Here is a 24,583-nt window from a genome sequence, read left to right on the forward strand (position 1 = left end):
GTCATCGACCGTAGGGCACGATGGCCGTTGTGGACCTGCGTATCTTCACCGAACCCCAGCAAGGCGCGACCTATGACGAGCTGCTCCGCGTCGCGCAGGCGACGCAGGCAGCGGGGTTCGACGGATTCTTCCGATCGGACCACTACCTCAAGATGGGGGACGTGTCCGGTCTGCCGGGTCCGACGGACGCGTGGGTGACCCTGGCCGGCCTGGCCCGCGAGACGGCCCACCTTCGGCTCGGGACCCTGGTGACCTCGGCGACGTTCCGCAATCCGGGTCCGCTGGCGATCTCCGTGGCACAGGTCGACCAGATGAGCGGCGGTCGCATCGAGCTCGGATACGGCGCGGGTTGGTACGAGCAGGAGCACACGGCATACGGCCTGGACTTCCCGTCGGTGAAGGAACGCTTCGATCGCTTCGAGGAACACCTTGCCGTGATCACCGGACTCTGGTCGACCCCGGTCGGTGCGACGTTCTCGTATGCCGGGGCTCACGTGCGCGTGCAGGACTCGCCGGCACTACCGAAGCCGCTGCAACCAGAAGGCATTCCGTTGATCATCGGCGGTCACGGCAAACGTCGCACACCCGCACTCGCGGCGCGGTATGCGAGCGAGTTCAACGCGGGATTCACCTCGGTCGGCGACTCGGAGGCAGCGTTCGAGCGCACCCGAGCGGCTATGCGCGTCCTTGGCCGGGCCGCCGACTCGATGACCTTCTCCACCGCCCAGGTGCTGTGCGTCGGGTCCACCGAGGCCGACCTGCGGCGACGCGCGGACGCGATCGGCCGAGACGTCGATGACCTGCGCTCCGGGGGTTTTGCCGGATCACCGGCCGAAGTCGTCGAGCAGCTGGGCCGGTTCGCCGACATCGGTGCGTCACGCGCCTACCTGCAGCTGCTCGACCTCAGCGACCTCGACCACCTCGAGCTCGTCGCCTCGGAGGTGCTGCCTCAGCTGGGCTGAGTCACGGTCACCTCGTCGAACCGCCTGAGCACCAGGTCGATCAGGCGCGGGTGCGCGCCGAGCGGCTCGGCGATAGGTGTCGCGTCGACCCGCTCGAGCCGGGTCTGGAAGAACCCTCGGCCGATCAGGTAGGTCGCGACGGCGGCACCCGGGTGCGCCTTGACAACGTCGGCCACCGACGGTTCACCAGCCAGATAGCCGACGCGCACCTCGCCATCCCAGAGCTCTCGCAGGTGCTCCGCCTGGGCGTCGACGTCGTCGGCCGCCTCGGTGCGGCTGGAGCCGGCGGCGGCCAGCACAACAGGCGTCCGCCGGCCCGCACCGGACTCCAGCAGCCGATCCCGCAGCACCTCCGCGAGCTCGGGCGCGGGTCCGAGTGGTCGTGCCGCGGTGGCGCGCACGCGGGACTCCACGGCCCGCGCGACGTCGACCTGTGTGTGGTACCCCGTGCTCAGCAGCAACGGCACCACGACGACTGGGTTGCCCTCGCCGACCAGCCGGTCCACGAGCGGCGCAACGGCAGGATCCTGGACGTCGACGTAGGCCACCTCGACCTGCAGGCCCGGGCGGGCCCGCCGCACGGCCGCTGCGATGTCGAGGACCGTCCGGCGGCCGTCCGCGTCGGCGGTGCCGTGCGCGCACACCACCAGCACGGGAGCCGCCTTGGAGCGTGGACGGCGATGCTCGCTGAGCTCCTCGACGACGGCGCGGATCAGGGCACCACTGCGAAATCTCTTCGGCACCAGTGGGGCAATCCCACCGGCGCGCAGCGGCGCAGCAGCGGTGTCGCCCACCGCGGCCGCCAGCACGCCATCCGGTGCGGTGAACGCGGCGGTCACCTCCGCCAGGACGCCTTCCGCACGGCATACGTCGAGGAAGGCGACCACGCCGGGAGCAGCGGTGAAGAGCACGGCGTCGCACTCCCGCCGGGCCACGAGATGAGCAGCGGAGCGCACCGCCTCAGGATCCGGTGCAGGCCCGGATCGGTAGACGGTCACCGCGCACACCTGCGCACCACCGTCGCGGAGGGCTGCGTCGAAGTCGTCCGATCTGATGCCGTGGTGCTGGACCGCCACCCACTTGCCCTCGACACCTTCCGAGAGCAGCCGGGTGCGAATCTCGTCCATCGTCTCCGAAGGGGCCACCCAGTCCGGTGTGATGCCGCGTGCCTGCAGAGCCCCCTGGGCCTTCGCACCGCGGGCGATCACGTATGCCCCTGACAGCGCCTCATACAGCGCGGTTCCGGCACCCCTGGCATCGGCGGCCTCGAACCAGCCGCGCAGGCCTATTCCCGTGGTTGCCACGAGCACATCCGGCGGGCGGGCGATCAGCTGATCCGTGCGTTCCGCCAGGTCCGCGTCGTCGGCGTGCGAGATCATCGACATCGTCTGCGCGTGCACGACCCGCGCGCCGCGCCGCTCCAGTGCCGCAGCCATCTCGGTCGCACTCCGCTGAGCGGTCAGCACGATGCGGCGACCGCTCAAGTCACCCAGCTCCGCCATCCGATCTCCTCTCGCCGCTGCCTGTCGGCACATCGGGCGCGGCGTGAGGTTGGATTTCCACGCTGCCGTCACGAACCCGCACCGCCCAGCATCCCAGGGTCAGGTCGTAGTCGTCGAGGCACGCCCCGCTGTCCAGGTCGTAGACCTGCTTCAGCAGTGGAGAGGTCAGCGTCGGCAGCTGCCGACCACCGACCTCACGACTGCCGACGATTCCGCGCGCCATCACATGCGACCGGCTCACCGGGTCGTAGTGCCCGACGGCCCGCACCTCGTCTCCGGTGAGCCGGACGACGGCGACCTGGATGTCTCCGACGAGGGCAACGACGGCGCGCTCCACCGGCAACTGCTCAAGGAGGCACACCGTCACCCACCCGTCGGTGCCCTTCACGACCGCACCTGCAGCTCTGGACCCGCAACGAGCACCGGGCGACGCGCGGCGTCGAAGAGCTCGGCGGCGTGAGTGCCCACCCGTTCATGCGCGGATGCCGGGCGCCGCTGGCCCCGCTCCACGACATACACCTGGCTGTGGTCGGTGGCGGATCCGTCGTTGACGAATGTCGTGAAACGGGAGAGCCGCTCGGGGTCCGCGAGCACCTCGCTCCACTCGTCGCCGTAGTCCGCCACGTGCCGTTCCATCGCTGCGTCCAGGTCGGCGGCAAGGCCGAGAGAGTCGCGCAGCACCACGTCCTTGACGTGGTCGAGCCCTCCCTCCACGTCGTCCAGCCACGCGGCGGTGCGCTGCAAGCGGTCGGCGGTGCGGATGTAGTACATGAAGAACCGGTCGATCGTGCGAACGACCTCTTCCTCGCTGAGGCTCTCCGCGAACAGCTGCGCATGCCTCGGGGTGAAGCCGCCGTTGCCACCGACGTAGACGTTCCAGCCATCCTCTGTGGCAATCAGACCGACGTCCTTGCTCCGCGCCTCCGCACACTCCCGGGCGCAGCCGGAGACGCCAAGCTTCAGCTTGTGCGGGGACCGCAGCCCCCGGTAGCGCAGCTCCAGGCGGATCGCGAGGCCGGTGGAGTCCTGCACGCCATACCGACACCATGCTGCGCCGACGCAGGACTTCACCGTGCGCAGCGACTTGCCGTAGGCATGGCCGGACTCGAATCCCGCATCGACGAGGCGACGCCAGATGAGCGGTAGCTGATCGATCGTCGCACCCAATAGGTCGATTCGCTGACCACCGGTGATCTTCGTATAGAGGTCGAAGTCCCGGGCGATCTCGCCTATGGCAATCAGCCCCTCGGGGGTGATCTCTCCTCCCGGGATACGCGGCACGACCGAATACGTCCCGTCCTTCTGCAGGTTCGCCAGCATGTGGTCGTTGGTGTCCTGCAGCGCGCCCTGCTCACCGTCCAGGATGTGCCCGTTGCCCAGACTGGCCAGGATGGACGCCACGACCGGCTTGCACAGGTCGCACCCGCGGCCGCGGCCGTGCCTGGAGATGATCTCGCTGAACGTCGTCGTCCCGGTGACCCGGACCGCGTCGAACAGCTGTGCTCGGCTCATGCGGAAGTGCTCACACAGCTCCTTGCTGACGGTGACCCCGGCCTTCTGCTGCTCGGTCTCAACGAGCTTCTTGACCAGTGGAAGACAGGATCCGCAACTGGTTCCTGCTCTGGTGCGGCGCTTGACGTCCCCCAGCGACTGACATCCGCCGTCCGACACTGCCGCTCGGATCGTGCCTGCGGTCACGTTGTTGCACGAACAGACCGGCGCATCGTCGGCGAGGTCAAGTGACTTCGCACCACCGCGCCCCTGCGGAGCGATGTATGCGGAAGGGTCCTCGTCGAGGCGGCGCCCGAGCATCGCCCGCAGACTCGGATAGCCGGCCGTGTCACCTACGAGGACCCCGCCGCGCAGAACCCGAGCATCGTCGGAGACGACCAGCTTCTGGTAGGTCCCGGCGACCGGGTCCGCATACACGACCTCGAGGCAGCCGGGCTCGGTGGCGTGGGCGTCCCCGAAGGATGCGACGTCCACCTCGAGCAGCTTGAGCTTCGTCGAGGAGTCCGCCCCCGGGAAGGTCGCCGAGCCGCCGAGCAGACGGTCGGCGACCACCTCGGCCATCGCATACCCGGGCGCAACGAGCCCCCAGACGACGCCGTCTATGCAGGCGACCTCCCCGATCGCGTGGATGCTGGGGTCCTCGGTCCGGCACGAGGAGTCGACAACCACACCGCCGCGCTCGCCGATCGCCAGGCCCGCCGCCCGAGCGAGCTCGTCCCGTGGCCGAACTCCGGTCGCGAAGATCACCACGTCGGCATCGATGCCCTCGCCGTCGGCGAATCGCATTCCGGTGACCCGACCTTCGCGTGCTCCGCGAACCTCCTCCGTGGCCGTTCCCGTTCGCACCCGCACTCCGAGCTCTTCGACCAGCCGGCGCAGCTGCTCGCCGCCGCCCTCGTCGACCTGCATCGGCATCAGTCGCGGGGCGAACTCGACCACCGTGCTTTCCACGTCGAGGGCCCGGAGGGCGCCGGCCGCCTCGAGCCCGAGCAGGCCGCCACCGACCACCACGCCGCGGATCGCCGCCCGCCTGGTGCGCAGCTGCTCGACGTATCCCCGAAGGTCCGCGACATCGTCGATGGTCCGGTAGACGAAGCAGCCGCGCAGATCGGCGCCACGCACGGGAGGCACTGCTGCCACCGATCCGGTGGCCAGCACGAGCTGGTCGTAGGCGACCCGCTCGCCGTTGCCCAGCTCGACCTCCTGCGCCTCTCTGTCAACTTGCACAACCCGAACACCTTTGCGCAGCAGCACTGTCGGCTCGTCCCATAAGCCGGCGTCACCGAGCCGAAGCTGCTCTGGGTCGCGCCCGGTGAAATAGCTGGTCAAGGCCACCCGGTCATATGGGTGTCGTGGCTCGTCGCCGATCACCGTGACCTGGAGGCGACGGTCCTGCTCCCGCTGGTGCAGCGCCTCGACCAGCCGCTGCGCCACCATTCCGGCTCCCACCACGACAATTCGCGTGGGATCCACCCGCTGCACCGGCATCTGGATCTCCCTTCGTCGTTGCCGAACGTACGGAGGCAATGTTTCGAGTGCGGACGCCTCATGTTTCGGGAATGAAACACTGTGCTCACCCAGCAGAACTCGTCGGATGGCACAATCGGGCGGTCGACAGTTGCAACTGGGGAGGACGCACGGATAATGCAGTCACGACCGCTTTCGGATGAGTGGATACGTTCGCAGAACCCGATCGACTCGATCACCTCCACCCTGGTGGACGCCACCCGACGCCTGTTGGCCGACGACGCGGCATACACGCCGGGGTCGGTCGACTTCGAGCCGTGGGTCTGGGAGCCGACAGTCGCCGACGCACCCGGCGTGGACCTGCACGCGGTCGGGTACGCCTCGGCGTGTGAGGTGATGACCAGGGTCGCCCAGGTGACCTACCGGACCTTTCGAGGAACGAGATCGCGACCGGCGCTCGGGCCGTCGGCAACGTCGGACCGCATCGGCCGAGCAGCCATCGAGCGTGGCGTGGCCAACCATCTGGTCGCACCCCGCATCGGGTCCGCCCTGCTCCGGGACCCGACCAACACCGAGCGTGACACCTTCGTGGTCTTCCCCTCCGCTGCGCTCAGAGTGGACGTCGCGGACGGCCGCATCGCTCTGGTGTCACGAAGCGATGGCCGAAGCGGTCTGGTGATCTCCACGCAGCGACGCTTCGTGGGGGCGTGCATTCGGTACTGCGAGACCGCCACCAGCATGGGGCGACCGGTGCAGCCCACCTGGCGCGACCCCCGTATTGCACCAACGGTGCGCCAGCTGCGCATCCTGCGGCTGCTGGCCTCGGGCGAGACGGACACGGCAACCGGCTCGAAACTTGGCCTGAGCGATCGACTCGTTCGCCGCGAGGTCTCCGGGCTGTATGCGATGTTCAACGTCCAGTCGCGCTTCGAGCTGGGGGTGGCCTATAGCACCTGGCTCGCGGGCTGCTGAGCGGATGGCCGGTTCCGGCACGAATGTGGTGATGTAGCGCTCGATTGCGTTCGATCGGTTACGCACGTGTTCGACACTTCAGTCAAGGAGCTCCAGATGAAAATGATCGGCAAGCAGGCCGCGGTGTGCGCGGCCGCACTCGCGACGATGGCGGGCGGTGCGCTCGCTATCGCGCCGGGCGCCAATGCCGCCCCGGCCACACACGTCGCCATCGCCCCGGCTAACCATCCAGTAGGGGACAATCCGTGCGGATATACCCAGTCGTGGCCATGGGTGGGCTATCACTACGTGACCAGCGGAAATGCGGTCAAGGAAGTCCAGTGCAAACTGAAGCTCTTCGGCTACTCGATCGGGTACACCGGCATCGACGGCATCTTCGGGACGAACACCTACACCGCGGTCGTGCGGTTCCAGCACGCGAACGGTCTGTATGCGGACGGTATCGTCGGCGCGAACACGTGGCGCGCCCTGGGTTGGTGACGGCCTCGAGCCTGGCCTGACACCCCGCCTCGAGCCTGGCCTGACACCCCGCCTCGAGCCTGGCCCGACACCCCGCCTGGTGGCGGGGTGTCGGGCCAGGCCGGTCTCCCAGGGAGTACGTCGCCAGGTACGGAATGCGATCGACCTCGATGCGCCGTTGCAACCCGGGCACTTCATCGTCCAGTCGCGCTGTGAGGTCGGGGGTGGCCGGTAGCGACAGGCCGGCGGGCTGCTGAGCGGATGGCCGGTTCCGGCACGAATGTGCTGATGCCGCGCGCGATCGCGTTGGATGGCTTACGCACATGTTCGACGATTCAGTCAGGGAGCTTCAGATGAAGATGATCGCCAAGCGAGCCGCGGTGTGCGCCGCCGCCCTAGCCACGATGGGAGGGGGCGCGGTCGCCGTTGCCCCAGGCGCCCATGCAGCGACCACCAGTCAAGCCGCCGTCACGTCGGCCACCATCAAGCCCGCCTGGGGCAACGGTGTCTGCTACTTCACCAGCACATACCCGCGGGTCGGCTATCACTACGTGACCTACGGAAGTGCCGTCAAACAGGTCCAGTGCAGGCTGTTGGCGTACGGGTACTCGATCGGGTACACCGGCGTCGACGGCATCTTCGGGAAGAACACCTACACCGCGGTCGTGCGGTTCCAGCGCGCGGTCGGACTGTACGCGGACGGCATCGTCGGGCCGAACACCTGGCGCTATCTCGGTTACTGACGGCCTCGAGGCTGGTCTGACACCCCGCGCCTGGTAGCGGGGTGTCAGACGAGGCCGAGGTCCGCCAGGGAGTATGCCGAGAGATAGGGCACGCCTTCGGCCTCGACTCGCTCCCGGGCGCCGGTGTCGCGGTCGGCGATGACGGCCACCGCGACGACCCGAGCACCCTCCTCGCGCGCCGCCTGCACGGCCTCGAGGGCCGAACCGCCGGTCGTCGAGGTGTCTTCGACCACCACGACGTCGCGACCCTTGATTGCCGGGCCTTCGATCCGCTGCTGCAGCCCATGCGCCTTTCCGGCCTTGCGCACGACGAAGGCATCCAGCTGCTCACCGGCAGCGGCGGCGGCGTGCAGCATCGAGGTGGCGACTGGGTCGGCGCCCATCGTGAGGCCACCGACCGCGGCATACGCCAGGTCCTTGGTGAGCTCGCGCATCACCCGGCCGACCAATGGTCCCGCCTGCCCGGACAGGGTGACCCGTCTCAGATCGACGTAGTAGTCGGCCTCCTTGCCGGAGGACAGAGTGACCCGGCCATGCACGATGGCGTGGTCCTTGATCAGCGCAAGCAACTGGTCGCGGTCGAGGGCAGCACTGGTCATGTCCGTCATTTCTGTGGTCGATGGGTCTTGGCCAGCTTGCCCTGGCGGACGAGCGGGCGCGGCACCGACCGTAGCGCGGTGGAAATCAGCTTGTACTGCCGCCCGGGCACGGAGATGACCTTGCCCTTCTCGACGTCCGCGAGGCAGTCCCGCACCAGGTGGTCGGCATCGAGCCACATGAATCCGGGCATGCCGTCGTGCCTGATGCTCGCCCGCTCGTGGAACTCGGTGCGGGTGAACCCCGGGCACAGCGCCGTCACCGTCACGCCGGTCCCCTTGAGGTCGCCGGCCAGGCCTTCGGAGAACACCGTCACCCATGACTTCGCCGCGGAGTAGGTGCCCGATGCCATGAATCCGGCCACCGAGGATACGTTGACGATCGCACCGTGTCCGCGCTCCCGCATCGCGAGCGCGGCCGCGTGCGACAGCACCATGACGGTACGCACCAGGACGGTGAGCATCGTCTCCTCGTCCTCGACCGGGTTGCGCAGGAACGGGCGTTTCAAGCCGTATCCGGCGTTGTTGACCAGCAGGTCGACCGGCCGGTCGGCGTCGGCGAGGCGGTCTGCAACGACCTGCACCTGGTCTCGCTCGGAGAGGTCCGCCACCAGCACCTCTACCGTCACGCCGAATCGGGACTCCAGGTCGGTCTTCAGCGCCTCCAGCCGCTCCACGTTGCGCGCGACGACGACTAGGTCTTCCCCGCGTTGGGCGAGCTGCTCACAGAAGGTCTTGCCGATGCCGGCGCTGGCGCCGGTCACGAGTGCGGTGGCCATGGCGCCTGAGTGTAGGCGAGCCTCCCGGGTTGTCGGCGCGGCCCCGTAGTGTGCACCTGTGCGTATCGCGACCTGGAATGTGAACTCTGTCCGCGCCCGGATCGACCGGGTGGCCGCCCTGCTGGAGCGCCGTGGGCTGGATGTCCTGCTGCTGCAGGAGACCAAGTGCCGCGACGACCAGTTCCCGACGATGCCCTTGGTGGAGCTCGGCTACGAGGTCGCCACGCACGGCCTGAACCAGTGGAACGGCGTCGCCATCATCTCGCGGGTCGGACTCAAGGACGTGCAGCGGGGCTTCCCGCAGATGCCGGAGTATGGCGAGCCGCCCGTCGCGGAGGCCCGTGCCCTGGGCGCGAGCTGCGGCGGGGTGCAGGTGTGGTCGCTCTACGTGCCCAACGGGCGCGAAGTCGACCACGCGCACTACCACTACAAGCTCGACTGGCTGGCCCGGCTGCGTGACAACGCTGCCGGCTGGCTCGAGCAGGATGCGCAGGCGCAGGTGGTCATGGCCGGCGACTGGAACGTCGCGCCGCAGGACGACGACGTATGGGACATGGCGTTCTTCGAGGGCAAAACCCACGTCACCGCGCCCGAGCGGGCCGCCTTTCAAGCCATGATCGATGCCGGCTACGCCGACGTCGTGCGCCCCTACGCCCCCGGGCCGAAGGTCTACACCTACTGGGACTACCAGCAGCTGCGCTTCCCCAAGAAGCAGGGCATGCGCATCGACTTCGCACTCGCCTCGCCCGCGCTGGCCGCTCGGGTCACCGACGCGATGATCGACCGCGAGGAGCGCAAGGGCAAGGGCGCCTCCGACCATGCACCGCTGGTGGTCACCCTCGACTGAATCGTCAGCGAAACTGCTACCGGGAGCCGGACGGTACGACTACCGTGGAACGTACGACGCGAAGATGGGGGCGCACGATGACCGAGCAGCAGTCCGACAGCCACGACCAGTTCCCACGACCCAGCGCTCCGCCGACCTCGCCGGTCCCCCTTCAGACCCCGGCTCCCCACCACAACCTCGAGCCATACCCGCAGGCGCCGACGTCATACTCGCAGGCGCCGCTACCTCCGCAGTTGCCGCCGGCCTGGCCACCGGCACCTCCGGCATACCCACAGGGCGGGTACCCAGGCCCCTACGGCCCGCCGGTCATGACCCAGGTGATGGCGCGCCCGCCGGTGTCGACCGCCGTTGCCGTCCTCGCCTGGATCGTCGCCGCGATCACCCTGCTCTACATGTTGCCGTGGGCCGTTGCGGTGACCCGGAACCGGTCGAACATGGCCGCAATCGGCCTGGTCAACCTCCTGCTCGGCTGGTCGTTCATCGGCTGGGTGGTGTCGCTGGTGATGGCCTGCGGCTCTGAGCCGCAGTCCACGGTGGTCGTCAACAACTATCAGGGCCCTGGTTACCCGTATCCCGGACGCTGATTACCCCGCCTTCCGAACCGCCTACGGACGTCCAAGGCAGCAGCTCCGGCCCGCGTTAGCATCGCCAGCATGACCAGACAGGTCGATCACGAGATCGTCATCATCGGCAGCGGGTTCTCCGGGATCGGCATGGGCATCGCCCTGCGCCGTGCGCGCCGGGACTTCGTCATCCTCGAGAAGGCGCAGGAGATCGGCGGTACCTGGCGGGACAACCGTTATCCGGGTTGTGCCTGCGACGTGCCCAGCCACCTCTACTCCTTCTCGTTCGAGCCGAACCCCTACTGGTCACGTGCCTACGCCACCGCCGACGAGATCCAGGACTACCTGCTCTACTGCGTCGAGAAGTACCAGCTGCGGGACAGGGTGCAGTTCGACACCGCCGTGCAGGAGGCCCGGTATGACGAGGGGCTGGGCATCTGGCACCTGGCCGTCGGCAGCTCGGACGGCACAATGCGCACCATCACCGCCGGCTCGGTCGTGCTCGGCGTCGGCGCACTGCACGACCCGGTCCTGCCCGACATCCCCGGCCTCGAGCACTTCCGGGGCGAGCTCATGCACACAGCCTCCTGGGATCCCGCCGCGACGGTCTTCGGCAAACGCGTCGGCGTGATCGGCACCGGCTGCAGCGGTGTGCAGGTCATCCCACCGCTCGCGGAGGACGCGGCCCATCTGACCGTCTTCCAACGCACGCCGGTGTGGGTGCTGCCGAAGATCGACCCGGAGTACCCCGACCCGCTGGTCGACGCCTACGAGAAGCACCCCGCGCTGATGAAGGCGCACCGGGCGAAGATCAAGGTCGCGAACGAGCTGCGCGCCGTGGCGTTCACCCAGCAGCCGGTGATGCTCAAGCTCGCATCCCGCCTCGCGCTGCAGCACCTGCGCCGGGCCGTGAAGGACCCGGAGCTGCGCGACAAGCTCACGCCGGAGTACACCATGGGCTGTAAGCGGATCACGATGTCCAACACCTACTTTCCCGCGCTCGCGCGCGAGGACGTCACCGTCGCCACCGATGCGATCGTCGAGGGCGACGCGACCGGCCTGACGACGGCGGATGGCGTCCATCACGACCTCGACGTGCTGGTCCTGGCCACCGGGTTCGACGTTGCCGGGTCCTACCGGCACCTGAACATCCACGGTGCGCACGGCCACGATCTGACCGCCGACTGGGACGCCGGGATCGAGTCCTACCTCGGCGTCACTGTGCCGCACTATCCCAACCTGTTCGTGCTGCTCGGCCCCAACACCGGGCTCGGGCACACCTCGGTCCTGCTGATGATCGAGGCGCAGGTCGACCTGATCACCCAGCTGCTCGACGAGCGAGATCGGCGCGGCACGTCCGTGGTGACAGTACGTCCTTCGGTCGTGCCGGGTTTCACCGCCGAGGTGGCTCGACGCAGCGCCAAGACGGTGTGGAAAGCCGGCGGGTGCAACAGCTGGTATCTCGATGAGGACGGCAGCAACCGCGTCCTGTGGCCCGCCACGGTCATCGAATACGAGCACCGGGTGCGGCATCCGGAGATGGTGGACTACGAGTTCAGCGGCGCCATCTGATCGGTCGTGGTACGCCGCACGCCCAGCGTCGTCGCCAGCAGTGCCGCCACGGCGGCCGCAATCGCCGCGCCGAGGAAAACCGTCTGCACCTGCACCACCCCAGCCGCCTCCACCTGGGCGGCGGTCGGGTTGGGCAGCGACAGGATGTGGACATAGAAGCGGTGCAGCCCGATCGCCGTGAGCAGCGCGAGACCGACGACCATGCCGATCATCCGTGCCACCACGACCAGTGCGGCGGCCACCCCGTGATCGGCATCCGGCGCGTCATGCAGCGCGGCATCATTGACCGGTGCGATGGCCAGCCCGATGCCCAGTCCGACGACGACGAGCTCAATGGTGCTCGTCACGGCGTTGAGGGCGTCCCCCGACCAGGTCGCCATCAGCGCGAGGCCGAGCGCGGTGACCGCGAGTCCGGGTGCGGCGACCAGTCCTGGCGCGGCCCGTCGCAGCAACCAGCCGCCGAGAAGCGCACCGACCGGCACCGCGACCAGGAACCGCACCAGGATGAGCGCCGCCGTCGTCTCGGAGTCGGTCACGGTCAGCCGGGCGAGCAGCGGCACGTCCACGACGATGGCGACCAGGGCCGTGCCCACGCACAGTGAGCAGATCATCGCGGGGCGCACCCGACCCGTGAGCACCCCGCGCGAGATCAGCGGGGCCGCCGCGGTGTGGTGCCGCCAGACGTAGAGCACCACGGCCAGCGCCGCGACCGGCAGCAGCCACAGTCCGAGCGGCCCGACCACCTGCTTCTCCGGATTGGCGGAGGCAAAGGTCAAGATGACGGACCCGAGCGCCACCGCGATGAGCACGGCGCCCATCAGGTCGGCCCGGCGCAGCACCGGCCACCAGTACCGCGCCGAGAGCAGCCCGGCGACCGCGAGGGCGACAAGGCCCCACACGCCGATGGGCGTGGCGAGCCGATCGGTGTGCCCGGCATACGGCACGAAGGGCGCGCCCCACCGGATCGAGCTGGTGAGCCCAGTCGGCGCCAGCAGCGCCAGCCCGAGCAGCACGATCGTGGCCGCCGTCGCCAGCAGCGTCAGTGCCCCCCACCACCAGGCAGGACGGGTAGGTCGGGAGGCTGTGGTCGGATCGGTGCCTCCGCCGATCACCCGGATCCCGGCCGCCAGCAGCACACCGGCCGCGGCGTTCACCCAGAAGATCACTCGCCAGTCCCAGAGGGCCAGGATCAGTGCGCCGAACAGCGGGCCGAGCACGCTGCCCAGCTCCTGCACGGCACTGACCACACCGAGCGCCGTGCCTCGGCGACCCCGCGGCCACAGGTCCGCCACGAGCGCCAGAGTCGCCGGCACGAGGCCCCCGCCACCGATGCCTTGGACCACCCGACCCGCGACCAGCACCGGCAGCTCGACCGCGATCGCCGTCACCGCGGACCCGACGACGAAGATGGCCAGGCACCACAGCAGGATCCGCTGGCGCGCGACGAGGTCCGCAAGACGACCGATCAGCGGCAGCACCGCGACATACCCCAGCAGAAAGCCCGAGATGATCGGCGCCGCCTGCTGCAGCGCATCGACGCCGATGCCGACGCCGTTCATCATGTCCTGCAGGGCCAACACCACGACATACGTGTCGGCGGCGGCGAGCGCCACCGCGATCGAAGCCGTCGCGAGCAGCGCCTTGGAGCCACCCCGCAAAGCCACCTCGGGAGCTGCGCCGCCCCGCCTAGGGGGCCTTGACGTCAACCTTCTCGCCGTACTTCGTCAGCGCGAGCTCATAGGACGAGTTGCCGGCCTTCGAGAAGAAATCGCCCGTGATCACGGCATCCCGCAACTGGTGGTCGCTGGTGATCTCGTAGGTCACGTTGTACGTCGCCGCCGACTTGCCGATTGCCAGCACCGGCACGACCGCCGAGCCGGGCAGCTTGCCGGTGATCACCTGCACGATGTCGTGGCCGTCGCGCTTCTTCGCACCGAACTTCGCGTCCGTCGTCTGCGGAAGCAGGGACGAGATTCCCTTGTTCGTCGAGAAGAGTGCCGCCGGGTCGGGGGCGCCGTAGTCACTGGGCTTGATCGCCCGCATATTCGGCCAGATCGGCAGCTTGGCGTAGACCTTGCCGCCAACGGCGCGCACCGGCACGTCGGCGGAGATCGAGGCGATCTGAGCCTTCAGCGTGCCCGTGAACGAGGGAGCGTGCGAACCATCGCCCTCACCGCTGAGCACAGCGGACACACCCTGCGGGACGTTCATGGAGCTGAGCACCAGGTGCATACCGCTGGACCGGTCCATCGTGCGTTTCGTCGCGGTCAGCGTGTCCATCGGCGTGACGACCTTGGCGGTCGCCGCGCTGCTCCTCCGGTCGCCGTTGGTCTTGCCGCTGGTGCTGCTGCATCCAGTGAGGGCCACGGCGGCCGCGACAACGAGCGTGCCGGTCACCAGGTTCGTCGATCGGGCGTGCATGCGGTCAACCTATCTGCAGGGATCGGGCGAGGACGGTGCCAGGGGCAATGGGACGTGCCGGACGCTGTCGCGGTTCCACCTTTGCAGAGGTCAGTCCAGGTCCATCGCACGGCGCGCCCGGGAGACCCAACCGGGCGCGGCGCCATACCGAAAGGGTTTGACCAGCCGACCGGCGGCGCTGTCCTCGACGAGCTGCCGCACCCGCAGATCCCTGGTCTGCGGACGTTTCGCGGACACGACCCAGCTGACGTACTTACGTCGCCAGCTAGGTGGCATCTGCTCCCACCAGATGCTCGCGAGCTCATTGCCCGCAAGCCGCGCAGCGAAGTCGTCGGGAAGGGAGTCACCATGAGCGCCTTCATGCGAGTAGACACCGGTCCGCTCGGCAGAGCGAGCTGCGTAGGCGGCGCGGCCGGCCGGTGTCATCCGGCCCTCGGAGATCAGTGCCTCCACCAGCTCGACATTGACGTTGCTCCAGATACTCCCCGGCTTGCGCGGCGTCCAGCGCTGTCGCACGGTGTCGTCGTCGATGCGCTGAACCTGGCTGTCGATCCAGCCAAAGCACAGCGCCTCCTTGACCGCATCCGTCCACTGGAGCCCTCGCGGCTGGACGTGCTTCTTGTGCAGCCCCATCCAGATCGAGGTCTCACGATCGTGGTGGGCCTGCAGCCACGCACGCCACTGCGCCGCATCCTCGAAAAAGACGACGGGCCGGTCGGCCGCACCGCCGACGCTTCCGGGAGTGGTCATAGGTGTTCAGAGTCTCATCTGAACGGTGCCATCCGATCGAAATCGAGTCGACCACATATCCACCAAACAGTAACGAAACGTGGTTGGCTACCGACCATGCCCAGTGCGCAGCAGCAGACAGTGATCACCGAGGACGGAGCCCGCCTCGCGGCCTACGTCACGAGCCCGCCGAACGCGACGCCACTCACTCCCACTGTGGTGCTGGCGCACGGCTGGACTCTCGATCATCGCAGCTGGTCACGGGTCATCGACGAGCTGCCGGACAACCTGCGGGTGGTGTTGTGGGACCAGCGCGGCCATGGCCGCTCGACGCTGCGTGCCGGCCGGATGCGGACCGGGCGCGAATCCATCCGTCAGCTCGGCGAGGACCTCGCGGCGATCATCGAGGCGCTCGTGCCGACCGAATCACCCATTGTCCTGGCCGGGCACTCCATGGGCGGCATGACGATCATGGCGTATGCGGGACAGCAACCGGAATTCCTGCTGCGCCGGGTGCGCGGGGTCGTGCTCGCCTCGACGGCCTCCGACGGCCTGCGCGGACCCGGCATACCCGGCGAACGCCTGGCGATGAAGGTCCTCAGCAAGATTCCGCTGCGCCTGGGCTGGGTTGTCACCGCGGGGATGATGCGCGGCGGCTTCGGCCGAAACCCCCGTCAGGCGGACCTGGAGCACGCCCGCACCCAGCTCGCGGGCACCCGCCTGTCGACGATCGGCACCTTTTACTTTGCGCTGATGGACCACAACGAGACCGGTTCGCTGCAGGCCCTGGACGCCGTCCCGGTGTCCGTGCTGGTGGGCAGCAAGGACACCCTGTCGCCCCTGCGCTACGCGCAGTCCCTCGTGGACAACCTGCCGCACAGCAGGCTGACCGAGCTGCCCGAGCGCGGGCACATGCTGCCCTACGAGGACGTCGACACGGTGGTCGCCGCGATCGCCGCCGCGTTGCAGGGTTGCGCGCTCGGCCACGAGACAGAGATCGAACACCCCTTCGCTCAGCACGCCTCCTGACCCCGCCGCCCCCTCCCGCCGAGTGGAGCACAAACAAGTACTCCACTCAAGCGATAAGTGCTCCACTCGGCGGGATGGGCGGGATGGCTAGCGCAGGGTGAGGGTGTCTCCCGCTGCGTCCTTGTCGACCACGACGTTCTGCCCGTCGCGCACGTCACCGCCGAGCAGTGCCTTGGCCAGCCGGTCGCCGACCTCCTTCTGCACCAGCCTGCGCAGCGGCCGTGCACCGTAGGCGGGGTCGAACCCGGTGTGTGCCAACCAGGCACGAGCCGCGTCGGTCACCTCCAGCGTGATGCGCCGGTCCGCGAGCCGGGCCGCGAGCGCCTCCACCTGCAGGTCGACGATGCGTGCCAGCTCCTGTTCGGACAGCGGATCGAAGATGACCACCTCGTCGAGCCGGTTCAAGAACTCCGGCTTGAACGCCTGCCGCACCGTGCTCATCACCGAGTTGCGTTTCTGCTCATCGCCCAGCGTAGGGTCGACGAGGAACTGCGAGCCGAGGTTGGAGGTCATCACCAGGATCACGTTGCGGAAGTCGACGGTGCGCCCCTGACCGTCGGTCAGCCGCCCGTCGTCCAGCACCTGCAGGAGAATGTCGAATGTCTCCGGGTGAGCCTTCTCCACCTCGTCCAGCAGGACCACGCTGTATGGACGCCGCCGCACCGCCTCGGTGAGCTGACCGCCCTCCTCGTACCCGACATACCCAGGGGGCGAACCGATCAGCCGAGCCACCGCGTGCCGCTCGGAGTACTCCGACATGTCGATGCGCACCATTGCCCGCTCGTCGTCGAAGAGGAAGTCGGCCAGCGACTTGGCCAGCTCGGTCTTGCCGACGCCGGTCGGTCCGAGGAAGAGGAACGACCCGGTCGGACGATCGGGATCGGCGACACCGGCCCGCGAGCGCCGCACCGCATCGGACACCGCCGCAACCGCCGAGGCCTGGCCGATCAGGCGCCTGCCGAGGACCTCCTCCATGTGCAGCAGCTTCTCGGTCTCACCTTCCAGCAGGCGCCCGGCCGGTATGCCGGTCCAAGCAGAGATGACCTCCGCGATGTCGTCCGCGCCAACCTCGTCCTTGACCATCGGCCCCACTCCACCGGCGGTCGAGGCGGTGCCCTCGGCGGCCTGCGCCTGCTCGAGCTGCTGCTCGAGGGCGGGCAGGTCGCCATACAGGATCTTGGACGCAGCGGCGTAGTCGCCTTCGCGCTCGAGCCGTTCGGCGCGCGTGCGGAGCTCGTCGATCTGCGCCTTCAGATCACCAACCTTGTTGAGGCCGGCCTTCTCCGACTCCCACCGTGCGGTGAGCGCGGCCAACTGCTCCTGCTTGTCGGCGAGGTCGGCGCGCAGCCGTTCCAGCCGCTCCTTGGAGGCGTCATCGGTCTCGCTGGCCAGGTGCAACTCTTCCATCTTGAGCCGGTCGACGCCGCGCCGCAGCTCGTCGATCTCCACCGGTGACGAGTCGATCTCCATGCGCAGTCGGGACGCCGCTTCGTCGATCAGGTCGATCGCCTTGTCGGGCAGCTGCCGCGCCGTGATGTAGCGGTCGGACAACGAAGCCGCCGCGACGAGAGCGGAATCCGCGATGGCCACCTTGTGGTGCGCCTCATAGCGCTCCTTGAGGCCGCGAAGGATCGCGATGGTGTCCTCGACCGACGGCTCGCCGACGAAGATCTGCTGGAACCGGCGCTCGAGCGCCGCGTCCTTCTCGATGTGCTCCCGATATTCGTCCAGCGTCGTCGCGCCGACGAGCCGCAGCTCACCACGAGCCAGCATCGGCTTGAGCATGTTGCCGGCGTCCATCGCACCCTCGCCGGTCGCGCCGGCCCCCACGACCGTATGCAGCTCGTCGATGAACGTGACAACCTCGCCGTCGGAGCCCTTGATCTCCTCCAGCACGGCCTTCAGCCGCTCCTCGAACTCACCGCGATACTTCGCGCCGGCAATCATGGCGCCCAGATCGAGGCTGATAAGACGCTTGTCCCGCAACGATTCCGGCACGTCCCCGGCCACGATGCGCTGCGCCAGCCCCTCGACCACGGCGGTCTTGCCGACCCCGGGATCACCGATCAGGACCGGGTTGTTCTTGGTGCGCCGGGACAGCACCTGCACGACGCGCCGGATCTCCGAGTCACGGCCGATGACGGGGTCCAGCCGGCCCTCGCGGGCGACGGCGGTCAGGTCGGTGCCGTACTTCTCCAGTGCGTCGAACGTGCTCTCCGGGTCGGCGCTGCTGACCTTGCGGCCACCGCGAGTCGCCGGGATCGCCTTCTCGATCGCATCCGCATCCAGACCGAAGTCGCCGGAGTGCGCGACGGCCAGCAGCAGGTGGTCGGTGGACACGAACGTGTCCCCCATCGCCTCCATGCTCTGCCGCGCCTGCTCCAGCACATTGGCCAGCGTGCGCGAGATCGCCGGCTGGGCGACCGATGCGCCACTGGCGGCCGGCAGGGCTCGGGTGGCCGCCTCCGCTGCGGTGCGAACACCCTGCAGCGAGCCGCCGCTCGCCTCGAGCAGCGGTGCGGTCGTGGTCTCGGTCTGATCGACCAGCGCCAGCAGCAGATGGACCGGTTCGACCTGCGGGTTGCCGGCTGTGCTCGCTCGCGATGCGGCGTCCGCCAGTGCCTCTTGCGCCTTGGTGGTCAGCTGTAGTGCCACGTGATGTCTCCTGATCTTGCGGGAACGATGCTCAGGCATGCCGTGCGCCCAGCCTTCCAGCCCGGCGCACGGCATACGCTCTGAGATGGTCAACGAAGGCAAAGTTGAGTGTATTCCGCTCAACCCACGTTTCCGTGGCGCAGACGTGCCACCTGGCTAGCGCCAGGGCAGCAGGACGACGAAGATGGACGCATCACCGTCGGCCGACCAGGAGGATGCGATGCCAGTTCCCAGGGGTATGGGGCGCATCAACAAGGTCGGACCCAACCGGGTCACCCGTCACCTCGTGCCGGTGATCCCCGGCTTCGGGCTGGTCGTTCATCACGGTCGGCGCTCCGGCGCGGAGTACCGCACGCCGGTCAACGTGTTCCGCACCGACACCGGTTATGTCATTGCGCTGGCGTATGGGCCAGAGACCGACTGGGTGAAGAACGTGCTCGCCGAGGGCGGTTGCACGTTGCTCACGAGAGGCCGGTCGGTGCGGTGCGCGCACCCGGAGGTGTATGTCGATCGCAAGCGGCACCACATCCGGCCGGTGGAGAAGACAGTGCTCGGACTACTGCGGGTGGATCACTTCCTGGCTCTGCAAACCGTGTGGTCGCAGGACGCCTAGCAGCACTCGGCGGGGCGCGCGCTGGCGGGTCAGGCCGGTGCGCCGGGTCCGTCCTGTAGCCGGCCACCCCGCCGCTCGGCGGCGTCGGTGAAGCGCGCACGTAGGGCCTTGGCGACCGCGCCCGACTCGTCGTCGATGGTGTCCTCGACGACGTGGACGGCCCAGTCGCGATCCTCCGAGTCATCTTCTCCCGCAAGTACTTCGCGCACCACATGCACCTCGGTGAACTCTTCCTCGGACAACTCCTGCGCCACCTCTTCGGCGTCGGCGCGGTCCGAGAAGATCATCAGGTACTGGGTCATGAGATCAGCGTGCCACGACAGACGGGGTGTCGGCCCATGGCACGCCGCCGGGGCAGACTGTGTCGAATTGGCAGGAGTACGTTGAACGTATGGCTGATGAAAAGAAGATCACCGTGCAACGGACCATCGATGCTCCCGCGAAGGACATCTTCGATGTCCTGACCAACCCGCAGCGCCACGCCGCCCTCGACGGTTCGGGATTCATCCGGAGCGACGAGAAGGCCCAGCGCATCCAGGGCGTCGGCGACGTCTTCACGATGAACATGGAAGGCGATCACATGGGCGGTGAGTATCAGAGCGACAACCACGTGGTCGGCTACGACAAGGACAAGCTCGTCGCCTGGCAGACCGCGCCGGCGGGCACGAAGCCGCCCGGGTGGGAATGGGTTTGGGAACTGAAGCCGATAGGGCCAGACCAGACCGCAGTGACCCACACCTACGACTGGAGCAAGGTCACCGACAAGAAGTTCTTGGACATGGGGCTCTTCCCGCTGGTTTCGCAGGAGCAGCTGGAGCAGTCGCTGGCGCACCTGGCAGAGGCCGTCTCGGACGCCTGAGCTGGCTCGCGGACTCAGCGGCTGCTCGGCCGCCAGATCACCAGCGAGGTGCCGACCGAGCGATGCGGCCGCTGGCCCGGTCGCAGGGTGACGATCTGACCGTCCGGACCTGCGGCGAAGACTCGGGTGCCCTGCTCCATCCGGGTGCGCTCGAGCTCGCTGGAGAGCTCGGCCATGCGAGCCCGCAGAGCGCTCACCTCGTTCTCGAGCTCGAGGATCCGCTGGATCCCCGCCAGGCTGATGCCGTCCTCCTGGGACAGCCGCTGCACCTGACGGAGCATCTCGACGTCGCGCACCGAGTAGCGACGGCCGCCGCCTCGGGTTCGTGACGGTGTCACGAGCCCGAGGCGGTCGTACTGCCGCAGGGTCTGGGCATGCATGCCAGCCAGTTGTGCCGCCACCGAGATGACGTAGACGGGGGCATCCATGGACGGGCCCATCTGCGCGGTATTCATCGGGGTCCCCGCAAAGTATCGGAGCGAAGCGGAGAACTTTGTGGGGTGGTCATTTGGCTGCCTTTGTGTAGAGCTCCTCCCGCGGATCGAGGCCGTTCTCCTGCTCCGCGAGAGCTTCAACCGCCGCCTTGGCCTCCTTGGTGAGCCGCTGAGGCACTACGACCTGCACCTTCGCCAGCAGGTCGCCGGCCCCGGACTTGGCCTTGATGCCGCGCCCCTTGACGCGCAGCACCCTGCCCGACGGCGTGCCGGACTTCACCTTCACCTTCACCGTGCTGCCATCGAGGGTCGGCACCGCCACGGTTGCACCGAGGGCGGCCTCGGCGAACGTCACCGGCAGGTCGATGGTCAGGTTATTACCGTCCCGACCGAAGACCGGGTGCGGCAGCACCGTGATGTGCAGCATCAGGTCACCCGCGCCGGCCGGTCCCGGCTGTCCCTTGCCGCGGACCCGGATCGTCTGACCGTCCTTCACCCCGGCGGGGATCCGGGTCTTCACGGTGCGGCCGTCGCCCATCTGCAGCGACACGGTCTCACCGTCCGCGGCCTGCCGGAACGTCAGCGAGGTGCGGGCCTCCACATCGGCGCCGCGGCGCGGGCCGCGAGTGCTGCCATAACCCGAATAGCCCTGGTCGAACGGAGAACCCGCACCACCGAAGCTGCCGAGAATGTCCTCCAGATTGATGCCCTGGGCGCCACCTTGGCCGCCGGTAGAGAAGCGCGAGCCCTGTCCACCACCGCCGAACATCGACCCGAAGAGGTCCTCGAACCCGGCACCGCCGGCAGCGCCGCCCGGTCCACCCGCGGTGAATCGTGCTCCACCGCGGGTCATCTGGCGGACCGAGTCGTACTGCTGTCGCTGCTCAGGGTCGGAGAGGACCGCATTGGCCTCGCCGATGTCCTTGAACTTCCGCTCGGCCGCGTCGTCGCCCGGGTTCTGATCCGGGTGCCACTTGCGGGCGAGCTTGCGGTAGGCCTTCTTGATGTCCGCGTCAGAGGCATCTTCGGGGACGCCGAGGATCGTGTAGAAATCCTTGTCCAGCCAGTCCTGACTAGCCACGTGCGCCTCCTGTCCTCGTGGGATTGATGATGCTGCCTACTTCGGGTCCGCGACGGCCACCCGCGCGGGGCGGAGCATCCGCTCACCCAAACGGTATCCGGACTGCATGACCTGCACGACCGTCGTCGACTCCGCACCCTCGGGAACCTCGGCCTCGATGTGCATCAGAGCCTCGTGGTGGTTCGGGTCGAACGGGTCGCCGACCGCGCCGAAGCTCTCCAGCCCGTGCTTGCCGAGCGCACCCTGCAGCTTGTCGGCGATCTTCTCGAAGGGCGTGCCCTCCAGATCGCCGTGCTGCTTGGCCAGCTGGATGTCGTCCAACACCGGAAGCAGTGACTCCACGACGGATCCCACGACGAATTCACGCTGCTTCTCCCGGTCGCGATCGACGCGCTTCTTGTAGTTGATGTACTCGGCCTGAAGGCGCTGCAGATCCGCCAGCCGCTCCGACGCCAAGGCGGTGTCGGGGTGGAGGTCGGCCTGCTCGCCCCCGGCGGGCGCCGAGCCGGCCGCCGCGGCGGTGGGCTCGGCGTCCGCCGAAGCGTCGGCCTGTTGGGTCGACGGCTTCGAGTCGCCTTGTGCTTCCGGCGAGTCGCGGCGCGCGCCCGTCTCCGGGTCGATGCGCCGCTTGTCGCGGATAATCGGCCCGGTGGGCTCCGCCTCGTCGGCGGAGTCCTTCCGGTTGCTCACAGACTCGTCCGTCACTTGGTGTCCTTTTCGTCGTCGTCCACGACCTCGGCGTCGACCACGTCGTCGTCGCTGGATGTCGTGTCAGCGTCCGGGCCCGGGGTGGCGCCCTCGGCACCGGCCTGGTCGGCGGCGTCGGCGCCCTCGGCCTGACTCGCGGCATACATCGCGGCGCCCATCTTCTGGGAGACCTCGTTGACCTTCGAGGTCTTCGCGGAGATGTCCTCGGCGGGGGTGTTCTCGTCCTTCAGCGCCGCCTTGAGGTCGTTGTTCGCCTCTTCGACCTCGGTCTTGGTCTCGGCCGGGATCTTGTCGGCGTTGTCCGCGAGGAACTTCTCGGTGGAGTAGACCAGCTGCTCGGCCGTGTTGCGGGCCTCGGTCTCCTCGCGACGCTTCTTGTCCTCGGCCGCGTGCTCCTCGGCCTCCTTGACCATGCGCTCGATATCGTCCTTCGGCAACGCGGAACCACCGGAGATCGTCATCGACTGCTCCTTGTTGGTGCCGCGGTCCTTTGCAGACACGTGCACGATGCCATTGGCGTCGATATCGAAGGTGACCTCGACCTGCGGCACACCACGCGGCGCGGGCGCGATGCCATTGAGCTCGAAGTTGCCGAGCGGCTTGTTGGCCTTGGCGATCTCGCGCTCACCCTGGAAGACCTGGATCTCCACCGACGGCTGGTTGTCCTCGGCGGTGCTGAAGACCTCGGAACGCTTGGTCGGGATCGCGGTGTTGCGCTCGATCAGCTTGGTGAACAGGCCACCCTTGGTCTCGATGCCCAGCGACAGCGGGGTCACGTCGATCAGCAGCACGTCCTTGCGCTCGCCCTTCAACACGCCGGCCTGCAGAGCGGCACCCACCGCGACGACCTCGTCGGGGTTGACGCTCTTGTTGGGCTCCTTGCCGCCGGTCAGCTCCTTGACGACCTCCGCGACACACGGCATACGGGTCGATCCGCCGACCAGGACCACGTGGTCGATGTCGCCGACCGAGATGCCGGCATCCTTGATCACCTGGTGGAACGGCGCCTTGGTGCGCTCGAGGAGGTCCTTGCTCATCTGCTCGAACTGGGCGCGAGTGATGCTCTCATCGAGGTGGATCGGGCCGTTCTCGCCCATCGAGAGGTACTGCAGCGACACGTTGGTGGAGGTCGAGCTGGACAGCTCCTTCTTGGCCTGCTCCGCGGCGTCGCGCAGTCGCTGCATCGCGATCTTGTCCTTGGCCAGGTCGACGCCCGTGGTGTTCTTGACCACCGTCAGCAGGTGCTCGACGATCCGGTTGTCCCAGTCGTCGCCACCGAGCTTGTTGTCGCCGCTGGTGGCGCGCACCTGAATGGTGGAGAAGCCGTCCTCGGGGTCCTTGCCGACCTCGAGCAGGGACACGTCGAACGTGCCACCGCCCAGGTCGAAGACGAGGATGAGCTCGTCCTCCTTGCCCTTGTCGAGGCCGTAGGCCAGGGCCGCCGCGGTCGGCTCGTTGATGATGCGCAGCACGTTGAGTCCCGCGATCTCGCCGGCCTCCTTGGTGGCCTGACGCTCGGCGTCGTCGAAGTAGGCTGGGACGGTGATGACCGCGTCGGTCACGTTCTCGCCGAGGTAGGACTCGGCGTCGCGCTTCAGCTTCTGCAGGATGCGGGCCGAGATCTCCTGAGGGGTGTACTTCTTGCCGTCGATCTCCTCCGTGTGCCAGTCGGTGCCGATGTGACGCTTGACCGAGCGAATCGTGCGGTCCACGTTGGTGACCGCCTGACGCTTGGCAATCTCACCGACGAGGACGTCGTTGTTCTTTGCGAACGCCACCACGGAGGGGGTCGTGCGACCGCCCTCGGCGTTGGCGATGATCGTGGGGTCGTTGCCCTCCAGGACGGCAACGGCAGAGTTCGTGGTGCCCAGGTCGATGCCTACCGCACGTGCCATGTGGTGCTTCTCCTTATGTCTGCGAATGCCGGGCCATCAGCGGATCGTCTCGCTACCCAGCGGGTTGACTACGGCTGACTCAACTCTTCTCGGCTTCCATTGTCAAATCGAGACTCCGCAAAGTTGCGTCAATCTCACTCAACTATAGCGGAGTGACCCGGCGCACCGTGCGGGTCAACCGCCAT

Annotated in this window: 24 protein-coding genes; 10 read left to right on the forward strand and 14 right to left on the reverse strand. The window is 68.1% G+C overall.

Annotation, left to right across the window (positions count from 1 at the left end; genetic code table 11):
- Nucleotides 1–29 precede the first annotated feature (29 nt).
- Nucleotides 30–962: an LLM class F420-dependent oxidoreductase gene (locus FGL98_RS00985; protein WP_146314781.1), complete on the forward strand. Its 933-nt coding sequence runs from the start codon at nt 30–32 to the stop codon at nt 960–962.
- Here FGL98_RS00985 and FGL98_RS00990 read toward each other — a convergent pair.
- Genes FGL98_RS00990 through nirB form a run of 3 tightly spaced genes read right to left on the reverse strand, consistent with a single transcriptional unit; the run spans nt 950 to nt 5,464 of the window.
- Nucleotides 950–2,464, reverse strand: a complete 1,515-nt coding sequence (locus FGL98_RS00990; protein WP_186525897.1) for a uroporphyrinogen-III synthase — start codon at nt 2,462–2,464, stop codon at nt 950–952. The genes FGL98_RS00985 and FGL98_RS00990 overlap by 13 nt on opposite strands.
- Entirely contained in the window at nt 2,448–2,852 is a 405-nt protein-coding gene (gene nirD, locus FGL98_RS00995; protein ID WP_146314783.1) for a nitrite reductase small subunit NirD, read from the reverse strand. Before nirD ends, FGL98_RS00990 begins: the two co-directional genes overlap by 17 nt.
- Nucleotides 2,849–5,464 (reverse strand): nitrite reductase large subunit NirB, encoded by a 2,616-nt coding sequence (nirB, locus tag FGL98_RS01000; RefSeq protein ID WP_146314784.1) that lies wholly within the window; start codon nt 5,462–5,464, stop codon nt 2,849–2,851. Before nirB ends, nirD begins: the two co-directional genes overlap by 4 nt.
- Before the next feature lie 156 nt (nt 5,465–5,620).
- Between nirB and FGL98_RS01005 the strand changes: the two genes are divergently transcribed.
- From FGL98_RS01005 to FGL98_RS01015, 3 genes are all read left to right on the forward strand, one after another.
- Nucleotides 5,621–6,415, forward strand: a complete 795-nt coding sequence (locus FGL98_RS01005) for a helix-turn-helix transcriptional regulator (protein WP_146314785.1) — start codon at nt 5,621–5,623, stop codon at nt 6,413–6,415.
- A 96-nt stretch (nt 6,416–6,511) separates the two neighbouring features.
- On the forward strand, nt 6,512–6,895 hold the full coding sequence (locus FGL98_RS01010) for a peptidoglycan-binding domain-containing protein (RefSeq protein ID WP_146314786.1): 384 nt from the start codon (nt 6,512–6,514) through the stop codon (nt 6,893–6,895).
- 332 nt (nt 6,896–7,227) lie between these two features.
- Entirely contained in the window at nt 7,228–7,617 is a 390-nt protein-coding gene (locus tag FGL98_RS01015) for a peptidoglycan-binding domain-containing protein (protein ID WP_246136299.1), read from the forward strand.
- Nucleotides 7,618–7,661: 44 nt separating this feature from the next.
- On the opposite strand, the gene pyrE is transcribed toward FGL98_RS01015, so the two are convergent.
- Entirely contained in the window at nt 7,662–8,225 is a 564-nt protein-coding gene (pyrE, locus tag FGL98_RS01020) for an orotate phosphoribosyltransferase (RefSeq protein ID WP_425460967.1), read from the reverse strand.
- Complete coding sequence (locus tag FGL98_RS01025; RefSeq protein ID WP_146314789.1) at nt 8,222–8,992, reverse strand: SDR family NAD(P)-dependent oxidoreductase; 771 nt, start codon at nt 8,990–8,992, stop codon at nt 8,222–8,224. Before FGL98_RS01025 ends, pyrE begins: the two co-directional genes overlap by 4 nt.
- A 58-nt stretch (nt 8,993–9,050) precedes the next feature.
- On the opposite strand from FGL98_RS01025, the gene FGL98_RS01030 reads away from it, so the two are divergent.
- The 3 genes from FGL98_RS01030 (at nt 9,051) to FGL98_RS01040 (ending at nt 11,974) form a co-directional block, all read left to right on the forward strand.
- The gene (locus tag FGL98_RS01030; protein ID WP_146314790.1) at nt 9,051–9,839 is read left to right on the forward strand and encodes an exodeoxyribonuclease III; all 789 of its coding nucleotides are present in this window, start codon (nt 9,051–9,053) and stop codon (nt 9,837–9,839) included.
- Nucleotides 9,840–9,916: 77 nt separating this feature from the next.
- Entirely contained in the window at nt 9,917–10,423 is a 507-nt protein-coding gene (locus FGL98_RS26090) for a superinfection immunity protein (RefSeq protein WP_246136300.1), read from the forward strand.
- 69 nt (nt 10,424–10,492) lie between these two features.
- Complete coding sequence (locus FGL98_RS01040; RefSeq protein WP_146314791.1) at nt 10,493–11,974, forward strand: flavin-containing monooxygenase; 1,482 nt, start codon at nt 10,493–10,495, stop codon at nt 11,972–11,974.
- Here FGL98_RS01040 and FGL98_RS01045 read toward each other — a convergent pair.
- The 3 genes from FGL98_RS01045 to FGL98_RS01055 form a co-directional block, all read right to left on the reverse strand.
- Complete coding sequence (locus FGL98_RS01045; protein WP_186525898.1) at nt 11,950–13,638, reverse strand: MFS transporter; 1,689 nt, start codon at nt 13,636–13,638, stop codon at nt 11,950–11,952. The two genes, FGL98_RS01040 and FGL98_RS01045, sit on opposite strands and share 25 nt — an antisense overlap.
- 22 nt (nt 13,639–13,660) lie before the next feature.
- Nucleotides 13,661–14,395: an LppX_LprAFG lipoprotein gene (locus tag FGL98_RS01050; protein ID WP_146314792.1), complete on the reverse strand. Its 735-nt coding sequence runs from the start codon at nt 14,393–14,395 to the stop codon at nt 13,661–13,663.
- A gap of 90 nt (nt 14,396–14,485) precedes the next feature.
- Nucleotides 14,486–15,145 (reverse strand): YdeI/OmpD-associated family protein, encoded by a 660-nt coding sequence (locus FGL98_RS01055; protein WP_146314793.1) that lies wholly within the window; start codon nt 15,143–15,145, stop codon nt 14,486–14,488.
- 96 nt (nt 15,146–15,241) lie between these two features.
- Here FGL98_RS01055 and FGL98_RS01060 point away from each other — a divergent pair, with 96 nt between their 5' ends.
- Nucleotides 15,242–16,153, forward strand: a complete 912-nt coding sequence (locus FGL98_RS01060; protein ID WP_146314794.1) for an alpha/beta fold hydrolase — start codon at nt 15,242–15,244, stop codon at nt 16,151–16,153.
- Between the two features lie 87 nt (nt 16,154–16,240).
- On the opposite strand, the gene clpB is transcribed toward FGL98_RS01060, so the two are convergent.
- A complete protein-coding gene (gene clpB, locus FGL98_RS01065) occupies nt 16,241–18,808 on the reverse strand; it encodes an ATP-dependent chaperone ClpB (protein ID WP_146314795.1) in 2,568 nt (855 codons plus the stop codon).
- A gap of 184 nt (nt 18,809–18,992) precedes the next feature.
- Between clpB and FGL98_RS01070 the strand changes: the two genes are divergently transcribed.
- Entirely contained in the window at nt 18,993–19,421 is a 429-nt protein-coding gene (locus FGL98_RS01070; RefSeq protein ID WP_222431942.1) for a nitroreductase family deazaflavin-dependent oxidoreductase, read from the forward strand.
- A 29-nt stretch (nt 19,422–19,450) separates the two neighbouring features.
- On the opposite strand, the gene FGL98_RS01075 is transcribed toward FGL98_RS01070, so the two are convergent.
- Complete coding sequence (locus FGL98_RS01075; protein ID WP_146314796.1) at nt 19,451–19,723, reverse strand: hypothetical protein; 273 nt, start codon at nt 19,721–19,723, stop codon at nt 19,451–19,453.
- An 89-nt stretch (nt 19,724–19,812) separates the two neighbouring features.
- Here FGL98_RS01075 and FGL98_RS01080 point away from each other — a divergent pair, with 89 nt between their 5' ends.
- Nucleotides 19,813–20,280, forward strand: coding sequence for an SRPBCC family protein (locus FGL98_RS01080; protein WP_146314797.1), 468 nt, complete (start codon nt 19,813–19,815; stop codon nt 20,278–20,280).
- Nucleotides 20,281–20,294: 14 nt separating this feature from the next.
- Here FGL98_RS01080 and FGL98_RS01085 read toward each other — a convergent pair whose 3' ends face one another.
- From FGL98_RS01085 to dnaK, 4 genes are read right to left on the reverse strand one after another with little or no spacing between them, the layout of a single operon-like run.
- Complete coding sequence (locus tag FGL98_RS01085) at nt 20,295–20,735, reverse strand: heat shock protein transcriptional repressor HspR (RefSeq protein WP_146314798.1); 441 nt, start codon at nt 20,733–20,735, stop codon at nt 20,295–20,297.
- Nucleotides 20,736–20,784: 49 nt separating this feature from the next.
- Entirely contained in the window at nt 20,785–21,795 is a 1,011-nt protein-coding gene (locus FGL98_RS01090) for a DnaJ C-terminal domain-containing protein (RefSeq protein ID WP_146314799.1), read from the reverse strand.
- Between the two features lie 36 nt (nt 21,796–21,831).
- A complete protein-coding gene (locus FGL98_RS01095; RefSeq protein WP_222431943.1) occupies nt 21,832–22,500 on the reverse strand; it encodes a nucleotide exchange factor GrpE in 669 nt (222 codons plus the stop codon).
- Nucleotides 22,497–24,398 (reverse strand): molecular chaperone DnaK, encoded by a 1,902-nt coding sequence (gene dnaK, locus FGL98_RS01100; protein WP_146314800.1) that lies wholly within the window; start codon nt 24,396–24,398, stop codon nt 22,497–22,499. The genes FGL98_RS01095 and dnaK overlap by 4 nt, the downstream gene beginning before the upstream one ends.
- Between the last annotated feature and the right edge of the window lie 185 nt (nt 24,399–24,583).

This window comes from Leekyejoonella antrihumi, from assembly GCF_007845645.1.
Lineage (GTDB): Bacteria > Actinomycetota > Actinomycetes > Actinomycetales > Dermatophilaceae > Leekyejoonella > Leekyejoonella antrihumi.

What these genes read in the sequence shown, in the direction of transcription:
- FGL98_RS00990 (WP_186525897.1), bottom strand. Translation starts at nt 2,464, where the DNA reads ATGGCGGAGCTGGGTGACTTGAGCGGTCGCCGCATCGTGCTGACCGCT.
- nirB (WP_146314784.1), bottom strand. Translation starts at nt 5,464, where the DNA reads ATGCCGGTGCAGCGGGTGGATCCCACGCGAATTGTCGTGGTGGGAGCC.
- FGL98_RS01005 (WP_146314785.1), top strand. Translation starts at nt 5,621, where the DNA reads ATGCAGTCACGACCGCTTTCGGATGAGTGGATACGTTCGCAGAACCCG.
- FGL98_RS01010 (WP_146314786.1), top strand. Translation starts at nt 6,512, where the DNA reads ATGAAAATGATCGGCAAGCAGGCCGCGGTGTGCGCGGCCGCACTCGCG.
- FGL98_RS01015 (WP_246136299.1), top strand. Translation starts at nt 7,228, where the DNA reads ATGAAGATGATCGCCAAGCGAGCCGCGGTGTGCGCCGCCGCCCTAGCC.
- pyrE (WP_425460967.1), bottom strand. Translation starts at nt 8,225, where the DNA reads ATGACGGACATGACCAGTGCTGCCCTCGACCGCGACCAGTTGCTTGCG.
- FGL98_RS01025 (WP_146314789.1), bottom strand. Translation starts at nt 8,992, where the DNA reads ATGGCCACCGCACTCGTGACCGGCGCCAGCGCCGGCATCGGCAAGACC.
- FGL98_RS26090 (WP_246136300.1), top strand. Translation starts at nt 9,917, where the DNA reads ATGACCGAGCAGCAGTCCGACAGCCACGACCAGTTCCCACGACCCAGC.
- FGL98_RS01040 (WP_146314791.1), top strand. Translation starts at nt 10,493, where the DNA reads ATGACCAGACAGGTCGATCACGAGATCGTCATCATCGGCAGCGGGTTC.
- FGL98_RS01050 (WP_146314792.1), bottom strand. Translation starts at nt 14,395, where the DNA reads ATGCACGCCCGATCGACGAACCTGGTGACCGGCACGCTCGTTGTCGCG.
- FGL98_RS01055 (WP_146314793.1), bottom strand. Translation starts at nt 15,145, where the DNA reads ATGACCACTCCCGGAAGCGTCGGCGGTGCGGCCGACCGGCCCGTCGTC.
- FGL98_RS01060 (WP_146314794.1), top strand. Translation starts at nt 15,242, where the DNA reads ATGCCCAGTGCGCAGCAGCAGACAGTGATCACCGAGGACGGAGCCCGC.
- FGL98_RS01070 (WP_222431942.1), top strand. Translation starts at nt 18,993, where the DNA reads ATGGACGCATCACCGTCGGCCGACCAGGAGGATGCGATGCCAGTTCCC.
- FGL98_RS01075 (WP_146314796.1), bottom strand. Translation starts at nt 19,723, where the DNA reads ATGACCCAGTACCTGATGATCTTCTCGGACCGCGCCGACGCCGAAGAG.
- FGL98_RS01080 (WP_146314797.1), top strand. Translation starts at nt 19,813, where the DNA reads ATGGCTGATGAAAAGAAGATCACCGTGCAACGGACCATCGATGCTCCC.
- FGL98_RS01085 (WP_146314798.1), bottom strand. Translation starts at nt 20,735, where the DNA reads ATGAATACCGCGCAGATGGGCCCGTCCATGGATGCCCCCGTCTACGTC.
- dnaK (WP_146314800.1), bottom strand. Translation starts at nt 24,398, where the DNA reads ATGGCACGTGCGGTAGGCATCGACCTGGGCACCACGAACTCTGCCGTT.